Annotated in this window: 12 protein-coding genes and 1 tRNA gene; 7 read left to right on the top strand and 6 right to left on the bottom strand. The window is 43.2% G+C overall.

All coding sequences use genetic code 11. From position 1 onward, the window contains the following. Nucleotides 1–70 precede the first annotated feature (70 nt). From DXD65_RS08050 to DXD65_RS08035, 4 genes are all read right to left on the bottom strand, one after another. The gene (locus tag DXD65_RS08050) at nucleotides 71–1,444 is read right to left on the bottom strand and encodes a hypothetical protein (RefSeq protein WP_005826835.1); all 1,374 of its coding nucleotides are present in this window, start codon (nucleotides 1,442–1,444) and stop codon (nucleotides 71–73) included. Nucleotides 1,445–1,475: 31 nt separating this feature from the next. Next, the gene (locus DXD65_RS08045; protein ID WP_005826837.1) at nucleotides 1,476–3,065 is read right to left on the bottom strand and encodes a RagB/SusD family nutrient uptake outer membrane protein; all 1,590 of its coding nucleotides are present in this window, start codon (nucleotides 3,063–3,065) and stop codon (nucleotides 1,476–1,478) included. 18 nt (nucleotides 3,066–3,083) lie between these two features. Continuing rightward, complete coding sequence (locus DXD65_RS08040) at nucleotides 3,084–6,287, bottom strand: SusC/RagA family TonB-linked outer membrane protein (protein WP_005826839.1); 3,204 nt, start codon at nucleotides 6,285–6,287, stop codon at nucleotides 3,084–3,086. A gap of 291 nt (nucleotides 6,288–6,578) precedes the next feature. Then, on the bottom strand, nucleotides 6,579–9,470 hold the full coding sequence (locus DXD65_RS08035; RefSeq protein WP_117887559.1) for a triple tyrosine motif-containing protein: 2,892 nt from the start codon (nucleotides 9,468–9,470) through the stop codon (nucleotides 6,579–6,581). 537 nt (nucleotides 9,471–10,007) lie between these two features. On the opposite strand from DXD65_RS08035, the gene DXD65_RS08025 reads away from it, so the two are divergent. The 7 genes from DXD65_RS08025 (at nucleotide 10,008) to DXD65_RS07995 (ending at nucleotide 14,633) form a co-directional block, all read left to right on the top strand. Continuing rightward, nucleotides 10,008–10,081: transfer RNA gene (locus DXD65_RS08025), tRNA-Thr, on the top strand. Nucleotides 10,082–10,226: 145 nt separating this feature from the next. Further along, nucleotides 10,227–10,772, top strand: a complete 546-nt coding sequence (locus DXD65_RS08020; RefSeq protein ID WP_022401599.1) for a DUF4199 domain-containing protein — start codon at nucleotides 10,227–10,229, stop codon at nucleotides 10,770–10,772. A gap of 54 nt (nucleotides 10,773–10,826) precedes the next feature. After that, on the top strand, nucleotides 10,827–11,780 hold the full coding sequence (locus DXD65_RS08015; protein WP_016273343.1) for a glycosyltransferase family 2 protein: 954 nt from the start codon (nucleotides 10,827–10,829) through the stop codon (nucleotides 11,778–11,780). A gap of 2 nt (nucleotides 11,781–11,782) precedes the next feature. Next, complete coding sequence (locus tag DXD65_RS08010; protein ID WP_005835917.1) at nucleotides 11,783–12,268, top strand: DUF6452 family protein; 486 nt, start codon at nucleotides 11,783–11,785, stop codon at nucleotides 12,266–12,268. Further along, complete coding sequence (locus DXD65_RS08005; RefSeq protein WP_117887531.1) at nucleotides 12,237–13,004, top strand: DUF6048 family protein; 768 nt, start codon at nucleotides 12,237–12,239, stop codon at nucleotides 13,002–13,004. Before DXD65_RS08010 ends, DXD65_RS08005 begins: the two co-directional genes overlap by 32 nt. A 7-nt stretch (nucleotides 13,005–13,011) precedes the next feature. Next, nucleotides 13,012–13,590, top strand: coding sequence for a manganese efflux pump MntP family protein (locus DXD65_RS08000; RefSeq protein WP_005826852.1), 579 nt, complete (start codon nucleotides 13,012–13,014; stop codon nucleotides 13,588–13,590). Nucleotides 13,591–13,616: 26 nt separating this feature from the next. Then, nucleotides 13,617–14,633, top strand: a complete 1,017-nt coding sequence (locus DXD65_RS07995) for an FAD:protein FMN transferase (RefSeq protein ID WP_005835913.1) — start codon at nucleotides 13,617–13,619, stop codon at nucleotides 14,631–14,633. A 21-nt stretch (nucleotides 14,634–14,654) separates the two neighbouring features. Here the strand turns inward: DXD65_RS07995 and DXD65_RS07990 are convergent, their stop codons facing one another. Continuing rightward, nucleotides 14,655–15,023 (bottom strand): DMT family protein, encoded by a 369-nt coding sequence (locus DXD65_RS07990; protein WP_005826856.1) that lies wholly within the window; start codon nucleotides 15,021–15,023, stop codon nucleotides 14,655–14,657. A gap of 21 nt (nucleotides 15,024–15,044) precedes the next feature. Further along, complete coding sequence (locus DXD65_RS07985; RefSeq protein ID WP_022401601.1) at nucleotides 15,045–15,794, bottom strand: ATP-binding protein; 750 nt, start codon at nucleotides 15,792–15,794, stop codon at nucleotides 15,045–15,047. Between the last annotated feature and the right edge of the window lie 113 nt (nucleotides 15,795–15,907).

The following is a 15,907-nucleotide window of genomic DNA, read 5'->3' as shown; positions in this document are numbered from 1 at the left end:
AACCCACATCCTTCCCCCTTTTTATTATTCACTGCTTTTAGCAGACCAATATTCTATCTAATACTAGCCATCAATCTCTATGAGTCTGGAAAATAATATCTTTAATAGTCACTTTTGTGTCAGCAGGATTTCCACCAAAATCCAAGACTAAAGATATAGCATGCATATCTTTAGGCGCCTTTTTATTTGCAACCCAAAATTTATTATCTTCATTACCCAACAAATCCGTCTGTTCTGCAAAGAAGAAGTTATCATCATGTTTGACATCAGGTTCATCAGTCTGAACCAGTTTTACTGTTACCCCCTTCAAATCAGTACTAGGATTTAGAGTGACACAGAAATCATAGGCAGTTTCTGTATCGGCTGACAAATCTGTAACAAACGAGAACTGGTTCTGCCATTGTGCTTCAGTAGCATCAGGGAAAGTGAGTGTATAAGCATTTCCATCCACCACTAAATCTGGATTAGGTCTAGCACTCCAATCCGGGTTTGCATAGAAGAAAGTATTGGTAAAGGTTGCCCCGTTCCAAAGATTGTCTTCACTATCCACCTTCACCCAAGAAGGTTCAGGCTCTTGTACTTCAGGAATTTCCGTACCGTCATCATTAGCATGGTCTTTCAAGACAAAGCTTTCCAAAGTAATATCCGTATTAGCTTCATTACCACCAAAATCAAGTGCAAACTTCAAATCGGTAATATTCACACCGGGTACGTTACTGAACCATATACACTTAGGCTCATTAGCATCTAAAGCCACACGCTGCATATTGATAAACGTATTGTCATCACCTTTCTGCTGTACTTTAACCGTCACGCCCGGATGTTTGGTAGTAGAAGTGATTATCACCGAAAAATCATAGGTTTTATCCACTGACAAAGCAATTACCTTATCCAATTCCACATGCATCTGAGCTTGCCACTGATCGGTAGTAGCTTCCGGTAAGGAAACAACAAATGCACCATTCTGATAAGTATATTTTGGATCTGCAATCTGCCCCCATCCTGGAGCATAGTAGAAAGATGCCACATTGAAAGTTACTCCCTTAAACATGTTAAATTCACTATCTTCCACAAAACCACCAAAACCGTTCATAATAGTCTTCTCTATTTCAAAGGTTTTGGTTATCGAACCATCACTAATGCCATTTGCGTTCTTTACTTTACATTCTACTGTATATGAACCTTTTTTACGATAATATTTGGAAAAACCATATGAGGCTTGATAAGCGCCGTCAATTATCCAAATAGGAGACACTCCAGGAGCAGAAGTAAATTCAAAGTTTGCATAATTGGTTGTCTGATCTACAGTAACTTTAAAGTTATCAGTATAATCCGATGCTTGTGGGATATTGCCATTGGCTCCCGTAAAATCTTCAGGCGAACATGAAGTCATTGCAAAACCAGCAACCAACACGCCTGCCATATATTTAAATATATTTTTCATATCAATTATTTATTAATGGAGTTATGGTAAACTATTTATAAGCATTCTGAACCAAAGCCGGATCGGAATCCAACTCTCCTTGTGCAATAGGAATGTATTTCTTCTTGGCAGTCCAAGAATTAGTACGGTAACCATATTCATCGGGGACCAGTGCAGTAGTAGCCTTATTGCTGGCTGATGCTCCACTGATTCCTTCAGCACGTACCAAATCAAAATAACGCTTGCCTTCACCTACAAATTCCAAACGACGTTCTGTAAGTACATCGTCAACCGTAACGTTTGCAAGTCCAGCCAAACCGGCACGGGTGCGAACTTCGTTCAACCATGTCTTAGCCTCACCTGTACCACTTCCACCTGTACGAAGAGAAAGTTCTGCAGCATTTAGTAATGTCTCAGCATAACGATAATAACGATAATTGTTATTATAGTTCAAATTCTGGTCACCGGAAGACTGCTTGAAGTTCTTATCATACGGACGATATTTTTGTAACCAAATATGAGTATCTTGATAACGTTTCGTATATTCTACATCTTCGGCAATCACCCAGCAAGTTGCATCACGACGTTTGTCTTGTTCACTAAACATTTGATAAGTTTCAAGACGCATGGGCATAAATCCCCAGCCATCATTACCCTTTGACCAACCATCATCACCTGGGAAAGAGTTAGGAGAAATCAGAGTAGGAAGCACTGTACCACCAACAGCTAACGGACTTCCCCAGCCACGTTCGTTATTAGTTTGCTCATAATTAATTTCCCAGATAGATTCGTCACACCATTCACCTTCCGTTTCCCAGATGTTGGCAAAACTAGGATTCAATCTAAAGCTAGGACTATCAATAAGCTCCTTCATATAACCTAAAGCTTTTGAGAAACGACTTTCATCATTCTGATACATTACCATTTCAGCATATACCATATAAGCCATAGCTTGAGTGACACGTCCCAACTGACCTTCGTCGTCAACTTCTTTACCTTCTTTGATTGTTTTATAATATTTCAAAGGTAACACCTTAGAGTCAATTACAGCTTCAAGTTCTGCGATCAACTCAGCATAAACCTGATCGGCAGTATATTGCGGAGCCGTATAAGGAGGTTCGGAAAGATTCTCCAAATAGAAAGGTACATTACCAAAATAATGCCACAACATATTATAATAGAAAACACGTAGTAAACGGGCTTGCATCTCATAGAGTTTACGATTGGCCTCAGTAACATCAGTACCCCAATCAAGATATTTCAGTAAGTCATTACAACGTTTGATACCAGAATAGTCCACTGTCCAAAGAGAGCCAAGTGTATTATTTTCATTAGCCTCATAATTAAACAACATATGCCAATTCTGCATATCGGTCTTGGTTGCACCACCTACCCAAAAATTATCGCCCATAATTTCACCGTCAATATTCAAGGCATTGTACTGTCCCAATCCCCAATCTGGCCAATGGAGAGGGTCATAGGCGGCAATCAGAGCTTCCTGAATATGCTCATCCGTAGTATAATAATCTTCCAATGGTTCACCTGTCGGATTTTCCACCTCAAGAAAACTGTCACTGCAACCGGTAGTCAACACTGTAGCGGCAGCAAGTAAGCCTATTGCTAATATTTTATTTGTTTTCATATAGTTCTTATTTTTAGATTAGAAAGAAACATTTACACCTACTGTATATGTGCGAGCCTGCGGATAAATACCACGGTCAACACCAAGAGAAGTTGCACCTGAAGAAATTTCAGGATCAAATCCCCAATATTTGGTCCAAGTCACAAGATTTTCAGCTTGCACATACACACGCAGACGTTCAATAGTAAGTTTGCGAGTAAGAGTCTTAGGCAATGTATATCCCAAAGTAATATTCTTAAGACGAAGATATGAACCATCACAAACATAAAGATCAGATACCATCCAGTTCGTTGCATTACCGACAGCCAGACGAGGATACTTATTAGAAGTACCTTCACCAGTCCAACGTCCCAACATCCAAGAAGGATAGTTACCAGAAGCAACATCTGTACGATAAGTGCCATCAAACACATCAGCACCAGCCACACCTTGGAAGAAAATATTAAAATCAAAGCCTTTCCAATCAGCATTGAGATTCAAACCATAAGTCCAATCCGGAGTACCATTACCAATGTTAGTACGGTCATCTGCCGAGATGCTGCCATCACCATTTACATCCACAAAACGTGTATCACCAGGAACCGCATCCGGCATAATCATTTTACCATCTTTATTGACATAAGCACGAACTTCATCCATATTCTGGAAAACACCGTCAGTCTTGTAACCATAGAAATAGGGGAAAGGTTGTCCGTTAGAGCCGCGTGTACCGCCGCCAGAGAATCCTTGAATACCATCTAAATCCATATAGCCAGTATCATTTCCCAAATTCTTCAATTCATTTTTAAGATAAGTAGCATTTCCCTTTACTGCAAATTTAGCATCAGCAATATTCCATTTATAGCCAAGTTCAAACTCAAAACCACTATTTTCCATATCACCTACGTTACCAAGAGGCTTAGTTTCACCTACATAACTCGGGATAGGCATCGTAATAATCATGCCATTGGTTTTCTTTATGTAATAGTCGGCACTGAATGTTAAAGCATTATTAAAGAATCCCAAATCAATACCCAAGTCAGTTTGTTCACTCTCTTCCCATTTCAAATCAGGATTTGCCAAACGTTGTGCTTTAGAACCATTCCATTTGATGGCATCTTTGCCCAAAAGGACATTATTACCCATGGCTGTCAATGAAGTATAACCAAATTCGGCTATGTTATCATTACCATTCTTACCCCAACTGGCACGAACCTTTAGGTTAGACAACCATTCTCGCGTATCAGCCATAAATTCCTCATTTGTCACATTCCATCCCACAGATACTGAAGGGAATGTACCATATTTATTATTAATACCAAAACGACTTGAACCATCACGACGGATTGTAGCCTGAATCATATAGCGTTCATTATAGTTATAACTCAAACGAGCAAACATAGATGACATTCTATGTTCTGTATAAGGACCTCCATAAACGCCATACTGAACTGTAGCACCAGTAATATTACCATCTGCATCCTTTGTATATTCAACATTCCCTGTAGCATAATCAATAGAAGGTTTATTAGGATTCACCAGATTCCAACGGTTACCACCAAGTTGATCTCCCTTATATTTAAGGGCAGACTGTCCTAATACAACACCAAATGTATGTTTGCCGATAGTTTTATCATAAGTCAATGTATTTTCAATCTGCCATGTCACATTCTGTGCCTTGAATGAAGATGCATTAGTATGTGTTGCCTTATTATTAGCTGAGAGATAATACTTGCTCTTAGTAGCCCCTTCATTACCCCAAAATCCCATATCAGCACTATAATTGAAGTGATACTTCAAATTATCCCACAATTGAAGATCAATAGAAAACTTTGGAACAAACTTATGCGACCAATTCTTTGTAGGAGTCAATGTCATCATAGCCAGCGGATTATTCATTTCCTGATAAGCTCCTCCATAGCCAGGTACTGTATAAGGATCACCATTTGCATCACGAGGCAAATCAAAATCTTTATAAGTTTCAATCATCTTTTCAGCTGCATCACCAGTCAATGTAGGGGTCAAAATAGGAGACAGATAAAGAGCCGATCCCAAAATTGAACCGAATTCAGAGTTAGTACCAACACCTGTTGAATGCGTACGCATATAAGCCAAATTTACACCTAAATCCAATTTATTAAGGAAACCGCGTTCTTTAGATGCATCAATTAGATTATATTGAGTATTGGAACGAATAGTCAAACGGTCATAATTAGAATGTCCGTGATTACCACCAACAATACCATCTTGTGAATAATACCCCAAAGACAAATAATAATTTACTTTTTCCGATGCACCACTAACTGTCACATCATGATTCACTACCGGAGCATTGTCATAGAAAACAAGATCTTGCCAATCAGTGCCAAATCCTTTGATAGAATTTCCATTAGCATCAATCAAATTATAAGGATCTGCATAAATTGGAGCCTGACCACCATTCACATTGGCTTCATTCTGAAGGATAGCATAGTCTGTCGCACTAGTCACATCACGTCTCTTCCATGCACTCTGCCAGCCATAAGAAAAATTGTAATTAATTTGTGCCTTACCCATCTTACCTTTTTTGGTAGTTACTAGAATAACGCCATTAGCAGCACGCGCACCATAGATAGCACCAGAAGCAGCATCTTTCAACACTTCGATAGACTCGATATCATTAGGATTTACAAAATCAAGACCACCCCCAATAGGCATACCGTCTACAATGTAGAGCGGATCACTATTGTTGATAGTACCAATACCACGTACACGTACACGAGGAGAATCACCCGGCTGACCAGAAGCTGAAGTTACATCCACACCTGCAGCCAAACCTTTCAATGCATTATCCATACGCACCGGAGATTTGTTTTCCAAATCCTCACTACTAACTTTGGCAATAGATGCTGTTACCACACTTTTTTTCTGAACACCATACCCCACCACTACTACTTCGTCCAGCGTTTCTGAATCTTCCTGAAGAACTATTTTCAAGGAATTTTTTCCATTTACCGCTACTTCTTGCGACTTAAAACCAATATAGGTAATAGAAAGTGTTGCGTCGGCAGGAACCGACAATGTAAAATTACCGTCCAAATCAGTAATTCCACCATTGGTAGTTCCTTTAACTACCACATTTACTCCAGGCAACGGTTCATTATCCGAACCGCTTACCACTGTACCTTTTACCTGTATATTTTGGGCATATACAGAAGCCAAGGTAAAGCTTAACAGAAATAAAACTGATAATAACTTTTTCATAAGTTTTACTAAATTAAGATTAACGTTTCTCGGTTTTGTTCTCAATCGAACAGTGCAAACATAGAGTAAAATGCAATAAAACAAATAAAAAACAATCATTCTTAAATACGTCAAATCTGAAATTCAAATACGTTATCAATACGTCATCAGCAAATAACTTACTAATAATCAATAATTAATATATACTTTTAAGTATTACGTCACAACATGTTATATAACACAAAAGGGAGAAATTTAACATTCCTCCCTTTCATACTCTTCCTTCTTTTAAAGGAAGTTAATATCTAAAGGCTACAGTTTATTGCTTAAATAATCCGTCAAACTATCCTCTCTCTCTAAAGCGAACTTCTTACGAAGACGATAACGGATTGTTTCAACTCCACGAACCGAAATGTTCAGCAGAGGTGCTATTTCTTTCGTGGAAAGATTCATCTTTAGATAAGCGCACATCATGCGTTCGTTGTGGGAAAGTTCAGGATGCTTGGCATGAAGACGTTTCATAAAATTGTTATGTATCAAATCGAACTGGTCTTCAATACGCTTCAAAACCTCATCACTCTGTATATTACCGTCTATTTTATTATTAATAAGTATGAGTTGCTGTTTTCCTTCCCGAGCCCCCTCACCCTTCAGCAAGGCGGATACTTTAAGTATCTCTGACTTGATTTCAGTCAGCATTTCATTCTTACGGACAAAGTTTATCATCAGATTGGCCATTTCCTGACTCTTATGTTGCAAATCGTATTCCAATTTTTCTTTCTCCAGCTGCATAATCTGCTTTTCCTGACGGGCTTTCTCCTCTTCGTACTCCCTTTCCATATCGTGCAACTCTTTATCTTTCTCGATTACCGCCTGCTGTTTCTTCCGTTTCACACGGACATCATCCCAACGATAGACATACCATAAGGCAAGCAAAGCCAAGATGATATAACAAACGTATGCAGCAGCACTACGATACCACGGCGGAAGTATACGGAAAGCAATTGTATCCGATGATGTCGTACCGTCAGGAAAGACCGCCTTAACTTCAAACGTATATTCACCTTCCGACAGATTACTATACTCCTTGGTGCGTACCGTTGTAAAATCGGACCAGCTCCCCTTATTCAGACGATATTGAAAACGGACATCATCTCCTACCGCAAAGAGAGAAAGGGCATAGTCAAAACGAACGGAATTCATGGAATAAGCTATCACCGGAACCGGCTTCTCTCCTAAAAAGTTTGCGGTATATACCAATGAATCCTTGGGATAGGACAGATACATGTTCCTTATATATAAGGAATGGCTACGATCCTGACGCTCCCTTACGGCCGGGATACTGAACAAAGCGAAACCTCCTTCATTAGGAACCACCATCAGCGAATCTGAAAGAGGAATAATCGTTTCAAAACCGGGTACCAGTTCAATCAGCGATTGCTGGATGGGATTAATGCTTGTATTCGCCCCCCGCTTATAGGTACCCAGATTGGCAATACAGATTTCGTGAGGGCTCAAACTTATCAACTTATCGTGATACTCCAAAATATGCGAATAGGCCGTGGTGCCATTCAAAAGGTTGTTCATATCCGGACAAGGCTCCATGACATCTTTATGAGGATTATGCTTATAGATTCCCCGGGGAGTGGCAAAATACACCCGGTCTTCTATCTTCGCTATATACATATCACGTCCTACCGGGAAACCATCCTTCGCGCTATATTCCTTTATACGGACAGCTTTTGTCAAATCATTATCCAAATCCACACGGGTAACGTGGTCTGTATTATACACCCAAATCACCTTATCACTTTCCTGCTCAAAAAGACGGCAAGAATCGTTCACACCCTCAATCTTGCCAACCACCTGCCATTCTCCATTCTTTTTCCCAACCAAATAAATACCGTTATATACCCCGACATACATAAGGTCCGTACGTCCTGCCACAAGTTGGCAACACCAGGCGCCGGCAATATCCGTCACACGTTTTACGGAAGTACCATTGATAAGGAAAATACCACGGTCGTGCAGACAGAAGAGTTCATCACCTATACGGCAAAGGTTCCAGACCTGTCCGCTGGATTGGGGCATCGGACGGATATCCGGCAAATCGCCGTTCATCTGTACCGGATACGAGGTGTAATACAAACCCCGATTGGTACCTAAATAAAGATAACCGCCTTCTACCGCCGCCGTATATCCCGTGCCGTAGGAATAAGGATAGGAATAGAGATTCGTAAAAGGAGAACTCAGACAGACGTAGTCAATGCCGCTATCCAGACCGGCCCAGAGGTTTCCGGTCGTATCGAAGGAGACAGAAAGCACCGTATTGTTACGCAAGCCGTTGTTCTCATTGAAATATTTCAGTTGCATGGTGCTGCAATCCACCAGTACCAATCCTTTATGAATGGTTCCCAAGGCAATCTTATCATCCTTTTTGGCTACGCAAAAGACTTCATTCTCACGCATAAACTCTTCGGCACCGGTGACAAACGGTTCCATCGTACGCCCGTCACAATAGTAAAGTCCGTTGTATGCAGTCACCACCAGAACACCTTTCTTATAAGGTATAATGCCACGAATACGCTTGGAAGCCAACGCATCGGCACCCTGAAGAGGGAAAAAAGTGTTTCCAACCAAAAGCCATACGCCTCTGTCCGTACCGATGTAAAGAATACCATTGACCATATTGGAACAGTCTATCTTGGCATTCATTTCAATGGCGGTATATTTGCCGTTCAGGTACTTCACCACGCACCCGTCCCCTTGGAAATACAAGATATTGTCTGTCTCATGGATGCCCCACACATTTCCAAGAAAACGAACGGAACTCTCCAAAGTATCGGACATGCAATGATAGGCCAAAGAACCGTCCGTATCCGGTTCATAATAGCCGAATTCATTGATGCCCCCCACATAAATTCTTTTTTGGGTGGCAGAAGCCAGAACGGAACGCACATCGGAAGCATTGTTCAATGGAAACACATTCCAGACATTGCCATCAAATTGCACCATACCGTTCTTGTTGGCGAAATATACCCACTTGTCATCATAGGGTGCTATCTGCCAAGTCTGGGTCCCCTTGCCATAAACACTTTTATCAAAATTGACGATAAAGCTATTCCAGCCGGCAATTGCTTCGACCAAAGGGAGAAAAAGAAAAAGGCAGAAAAAAAGGTAGAATGACAATATGTGTTTGTTCATGCGTATAATGACTATATAGTTAGTTGCACAAAAATAATGCTTATTTTCAAGGTAGCGCACAATAGCCTATCAGTTTTTTCGTCCCCGATTATTATTTTCTTCTCGAATGGCAATCTTTTGCATTACTATACTTTAGATTCCGGTATACTAAGAAGTATTCGTCCGACAGTTGTTGAATTATCGTCCGACAGCTGTCGGACGATAATTCAACAACTGTCGGACGATAAGGTTACACATATCGGACGAATACTTTTTAGTAAAAGGAATATTTGTCCATCGTAATGCCGGAAAGAATCCGTACCTCCCCTCCAAAGTATCTGTATAAGGAGCCGTGAAGAGGGATAGAATAGAGAATCTAAAAAAACAAATAAAAAAATCGCCGCAAGCTATTGCAGATTTCAAAATAATGCCTACCTTTGCAACCGCAAAACGAAAACGGGTAAGTCCTATACGGCCAGCTCCCTTCGAATCCTCCAGGGCTTGATCGCAGCAAAGGTAGTTGGTTGTAGCGGCGCGATATAGCAAGCTTACCCACCCGCCTCTTTAGCTCAGTTGGCCAGAGCACGTGATTTGTAATCTCGGGGTCGTTGGTTCGAATCCGACAAGAGGCTCGAAAGAAAAGCAGATGATACGAAAGTGTTACCTGCTTTTTTCTTTTTGCCCCGCAAAGAATCCTCTAATTTATTTAAAATCTACACATCGGCTTGCCCTTGAATCCAACTATATTTGTACCTTTGCATATTATTTCTAAGAAAGATGGCAGAAAATAGAGGTTACATGCAACGATACGCAATGCTGTTCGGTACCTATATGGGAGGTTTCTGGATATTGAAGTTCATACTCTTTCCTGTGGGGCTGTCGGTTCCTTTTTTACTTTTCCTTTTCATGGGACTCACGCTATGCGTACCTTTTATGGGATATTATTATGCACGGATGTATCGTAATCAGGTATGCGGAGGCGGCATCAGCTTCCTGCATGCATGGATATTCACCGTTTTCATGTATATGTTTGCTGCGCTGCTTGCCGCCGTGGCACACTACATCTACTTCAGGTTCATAGACCACGGATATGTGATAAACACGTGCGAAACGATGGTAGACACGCTTGCCCAAAGCAACATGCCGGGAATGGATTCGTACATCGCCACCTATCAGGAAGCTCTGGAGACAGCCCGACTGCTCAGTCCTATCGACATTACGCTACAGATGATATCGTCCAATGTGTTTTGGGGTTCGATACTGGCTTTCCCCACCGCCTTGTTCGTGATGAGACGCAAGAAAGACAACGCTCCGGCAAAGTGACGGAACAGTAAAAAGAAATGTTATTTCAATTGTAAATAGAAAAATCATACATCAATGGATATTTCAGTTGTCGTACCACTATATAATGAAGAAGAATCACTCCCCGAATTGTTCGCATGGATTGAGCGGGTGATGAATGCCAACGGCTTTTCATACGAAGTGATTTTCGTTAACGACGGAAGTACCGACCGTTCGTGGCAGGTTATCGAGCAATTGCAGGCACAAGCTCCGGACAAGGTACGGGGCATTAAGTTCCGCCGCAACTACGGGAAGTCGCCGGCATTGTTCTGTGGTTTCGAACAAGCACAAGGCGACGTCGTGATAACCATGGACGCCGACCTGCAGGACAGTCCCGACGAAATACCCGAACTCTACCGCATGATTACCCAGGAGGGCTACGACCTCGTATCGGGCTGGAAGCAGAAACGTTACGACCCGTTGTCGAAGACCCTCCCCACCAAATTGTTCAATGCCACCGCCCGCAAAGTATCGGGCATCAAAAACCTGCACGACTTTAATTGCGGACTGAAGGCATATCGCAAAGAGGTTGTCAAGAATATAGAGGTATACGGCGAAATGCACCGCTACATCCCCTACCTGGCCAAGAACGCCGGCTTCAAGAAAATCGGCGAGAAAGTGGTGCACCACCAGGCACGCAAATACGGAAAGACCAAGTTCGGGCTGAACCGATTTGTAAACGGGTATCTGGACTTGCTTTCCCTTTGGTTCCTTTCCCGGTTCGGCATCAAGCCCATGCATTTTTTCGGATTGCTGGGTTCATTGATGTTCATCTTCGGCTTCATAGCCGTGGTCATAGTGGGTGTCAGCAAGTTGTACTACATGCACCATGGCATGCCCTACCGTCTTGTAACGGACTCTCCCTACTTCTACCTCTCGTTGACCTCCATGATTATCGGCACACAACTATTCGTGGCAGGATTCCTCGGAGAGCTGATTTCACGTAATGCCCCGGAACGAAACAAATATCAAATAGAGAAAACCATTTAACGATGAAAAAATTAGTCAGACTTGTCATACTCGGAGCTATCCTTTGCCCGATAATAAGCATAGCTATCTCCTGCTCGGAGGAGGCAGATTGCTCCATGACGGCACGCCCCATGGTGAATTGCATTCTTTATAGAGTAGACCCCGAAACCCAATATGTGGAGAACGACACGCTCGACTCGCTCACCGTGACAGCATACGGCACCGACTCCATCATCATCAACAACCAGAAGAAGGTACACGACATCTCCCTGCCACTGCGCTATACGGAGGATTCCACCAAGCTGATATTCAAGTATAGCCGGACCAAGAGTGACACGATGGTGATACGCCACACCAACACCCCCTATTTTCTATCGATGGATTGCGGCTATCAGATGAAGCAGGCCATCACAGACGTAACGTGCACCCGCATCTCTCTGGACTCGATATACATCAAAGACAATGAAGCAGGCATCTATGGAAAGGAAAATCTTAAGTTATTCTATTAGTCTGGCACTCTGCCTGCTGATGTTCCTCCCCCTACGGGCGCAGAACGGGAATCCTACCGCTCCCCCCCAGGGAGCACCTCCCAAGAAGGAGAAGAAGGACGCGAAAGAAGAAGTGCACTATCCGTTATACAACGGCATGTCCGTCGGCTTGGACTTGTGGGGAATCGGAAGCTCCGTATTTGGAGGAGATTTCCTGAGTTCCGAAGTGGCCGTGGATGTAAACCTCAAGAACCGCTTCTTCCCTATTGCCGAACTGGGATATGGCTCCACGGACACCTGGAGTGACAAAGGCATACACTACAAAAGCAACGCCCCCTACTTCCGCATAGGAATGGACTATAACACGCTATACAAGAAGCAGCACGGACACATGCTACTCGTAGGCTTGCGTTACGGTGTAAGCAGCTTCAAGTATGATGTAGACGCCTTGGGACTGGACGACCCGATATACGGTGGCATCGTAGGCAATCCGAATCTGGACGACGAGATATGGGGAGGCAGCCTGCCCTATAACCATAAAGGAATGAAAGGCTCCATGCAATGGGCGGAATTTTGTGTCGGTATCCGGGCGCACGTCTGGAAGGCATTGTACATGGGCTGGTCACTACGCTTCAAGTTCAAATTGTCTGCCTCGGCCGATGAATACGGTGACCCGTGGTATGTGCCCGGTTTCGGGAAATATGGCTCCAACACGATGGGAGTAACCTATACGATAACTTATAAACTACCTCTTTAAGCGACTTATGACAGGGTTAGAGATTTGGCTACTGGCTGTAGGACTTGCGATGGATTGTTTCGCCGTTTCTATAGCCAGCGGAATTATATTGAAACGCGCCCGGCTGCGCCCTATGCTGGTGATGGCCATCAGCTTCGGCTTTTTCCAGGCTTTGATGCCTCTGCTGGGATGGATAGGCGCCAGTTTTTTCAGCCACCTGATAGAAAGTATTGACCATTGGATTGCATTCGGTATCCTTGCCTTCCTGGGCGGACGCATGATAATGGAATCCTTCAAGGACGAAGATTGCAAGCACGAGTATGACCCTACCAGCCTGAAGGTGGTGCTCGCTCTGGCCGTGGCAACCAGCATCGATGCATTGGCGGTAGGTGTTTCGTTTGCATTCCTCGGTATCAAGCAATTCTCGGCTATTCTTTCCCCCATCGGCATTATCGGTTTTGTATCATTCGCCTTGTCGATGGTCGGCCTGATGTTCGGCATCCGTTTCGGATGTGGCATAGCCCGCAGACTGCGCGCCGAACTTTGGGGAGGGATTATCCTCGTCATCATCGGTACCAAGATATTGGTAGAGCATCTCTTCTTTTAATTAAAAAGTAAAAACTCAGATAGGATATGGAAAAGAAAGTACAACGGAATTTTTTATGGATTGCCCTACTGGTACTGGGAACCATCTGGATACTTGCCCGCCACAACCAAGTCACTCCTTATCAGACGGATAACGGACTGATATTCGGTACGGTATATAAAGTGACTTATCAATGTGACCAAAATCTGAAGGCGGAGATAGAAGCGGAACTCAAACGTTTCGACGGTTCCTTGTCCCCTTTCAATGACACGGCGACCATTACGCGCATCAACCGCAACGAGGACATTGTGCCCGACACATTCTTTACCAACGTCTTCCGACGTAGCATGGAAATCTCCCGGGAGACCGATGGTGCCTTCGATATCACCGTTGCCCCTCTTGCCAATGCCTGGGGATTTGGGTTCAAGAAGGGTAACTTCCCCGACTCTGCCATGATAGACAGCCTGCTGGAGATGACAGGATACGAAAAAGTAAAATTGTCCGATGAAGGGAAAGTGGTGAAAACAGACTCGCGTATAATGCTCTCGTGCAGCGCTGTGGCAAAAGGATATGCAGTAGATGTCATAGCCCAACTTCTGAAGAAGAAGGGTATCCGCAACTTTATGGTCGATATAGGCGGAGAAGTGGTTGTTCACGGGCAAAACCCTCAAAATGGACCTTGGCGCATCGGTTTGAACAAGCCGATAGACGACTCACTGGCAGTGAACCAGGAACTGCAAGCAGTGCTGCAAGTCACGGATTTAGGCATGGCTACATCGGGCAATTATCGCAACTACTACTATAAAGACGGAAAGAAATATGCGCATACCATCGACCCGCGTACCGGCTATCCGGTACAGCACAGCATCTTGTCAGCCACCGTCATTGCCAAAGATTGCATGAGTGCAGACGCCTATGCCACGGCATTCATGGTGATGGGGCTGGAAGAAGCAGAACGCGTGGCGGATGCACATCCGGATATCGACGCCTGTTTCATTTATACGGATGAAGAAGGAAAGCTTCAAACGTTCTTAACAAAAGGAATGGAGAAGTATATGAAATAATGTGCAAATGCGATTAACCCATCATTTATAAAATACAAAATATACCGCCAGTACCAGACATACAAAAGCGGCAAAATGATTCCAATGCAGCGTTTCCCCCTTGAAAAGAACCGTTGTGAACACCGTAAAGATAATCAAAGTGATTACTTCCTGAATCACTTTGAGTTGCATCAATGAGAACGGGCCTCCATTGCCTAAAAAGCCTATCCGATTGGCCGGAACCTGGCAAGAATACTCTGCCAAAGCTATTACCCAGGAAAACAGCACCACGGCATACAACGGCCAGTTGGAGATGACTTTTGTCTCTTGTAGCTTCAGATGCCCATACCAGGCAAACGTCATGAAAATATTAGATACAATCAATAGCAAAATGGTATAAAATGCTTTCATATAGTGATTAATGATTAGTGATTAATGATTAATGATTGCAGGCAGCAATTCCTCTTGCACATTCGTCATACTCCCCCATAGACTATAGCGTGCCTCAGGATTCATTTCCTCCAACTGTTTCAGAATGCCTTTCATTGCACTACGACTGGATTGTGACTCATACGGACAATTCTTCACCTGCTTACGATACCCCCTCACTTGCGCCAACTCCATCAAATCCGCCTCATGTACCAGACACATCGGACGGATAATCGTCATATCAAACTTCTTCATTACCAGCCGGGGGGGCATAGAGCTGAACGCTCCCTGATAGGTGATATTCATCAGCAAGGTCTCCAGAATATCATCCATGTGATGGCCTAACGCGATTTTATTGCATCCCTGCTCCTTGGCTACGGTAAACAATGCCTTCCGCCTATTCCAAGAGCAAAGAAAACAAGGAGACTTGCGGGTATCGGTCGTGGCATCAAACTCCGTTTCAAAGAGAACAAAAGGCACTCCCCACGACTCTACGTACTCCCTCAGATAGTCCACATCGCTTTGATAAGGTATATTCTTCATCACTACATGTACGGCGACAACGGAAAAACAGGGTTTATAGACACGGGCACGCCGTGCCAACAATTCCACCAGCGCCAAAGAGTCCTTGCCTCCCGAAAGCCCGATAAGAATCTTATCGCCGTCCTCTATCAGCCCATATTCCACCACACCTTTGCTAAACCGCTTGTCTATGCGGCGCAACATCTTTTCTTCTTCAGTAAATTGTGCCATTGATACGAGTTATGAGTTATAAGTTATGAATTATAGCTCTTCCGGTTGCAAAAGTAAGGCAAAAGAACGATTTAAAGAAGAATTAACAAAATAGAATTACGGAAACCAGCTTT

This window comes from Bacteroides sp. 4_1_36, from assembly GCF_003466325.1.
Lineage (GTDB): Bacteria > Bacteroidota > Bacteroidia > Bacteroidales > Bacteroidaceae > Bacteroides > Bacteroides uniformis.
This window is presented reverse-complemented; position numbering and strand designations above follow the sequence as displayed.

Bases quoted from the DNA above. Each gene is read 5' to 3' on its own strand.
- DXD65_RS08050 (WP_005826835.1), bottom strand. From the start codon at position 1,444: ATGAAAAATATATTTAAATATATGGCAGGCGTGTTGGTTGCTGGTTTT.
- DXD65_RS08045 (WP_005826837.1), bottom strand. From the start codon at position 3,065: ATGAAAACAAATAAAATATTAGCAATAGGCTTACTTGCTGCCGCTACA.
- DXD65_RS08040 (WP_005826839.1), bottom strand. From the start codon at position 6,287: ATGAAAAAGTTATTATCAGTTTTATTTCTGTTAAGCTTTACCTTGGCT.
- DXD65_RS08035 (WP_117887559.1), bottom strand. From the start codon at position 9,470: ATGAACAAACACATATTGTCATTCTACCTTTTTTTCTGCCTTTTTCTT.
- DXD65_RS08020 (WP_022401599.1), top strand. From the start codon at position 10,227: ATGGCAGAAAATAGAGGTTACATGCAACGATACGCAATGCTGTTCGGT.
- DXD65_RS08015 (WP_016273343.1), top strand. From the start codon at position 10,827: ATGGATATTTCAGTTGTCGTACCACTATATAATGAAGAAGAATCACTC.
- DXD65_RS08010 (WP_005835917.1), top strand. From the start codon at position 11,783: ATGAAAAAATTAGTCAGACTTGTCATACTCGGAGCTATCCTTTGCCCG.
- DXD65_RS08005 (WP_117887531.1), top strand. From the start codon at position 12,237: ATGGAAAGGAAAATCTTAAGTTATTCTATTAGTCTGGCACTCTGCCTG.
- DXD65_RS08000 (WP_005826852.1), top strand. From the start codon at position 13,012: ATGACAGGGTTAGAGATTTGGCTACTGGCTGTAGGACTTGCGATGGAT.
- DXD65_RS07995 (WP_005835913.1), top strand. From the start codon at position 13,617: ATGGAAAAGAAAGTACAACGGAATTTTTTATGGATTGCCCTACTGGTA.
- DXD65_RS07990 (WP_005826856.1), bottom strand. From the start codon at position 15,023: ATGAAAGCATTTTATACCATTTTGCTATTGATTGTATCTAATATTTTC.
- DXD65_RS07985 (WP_022401601.1), bottom strand. From the start codon at position 15,794: ATGGCACAATTTACTGAAGAAGAAAAGATGTTGCGCCGCATAGACAAG.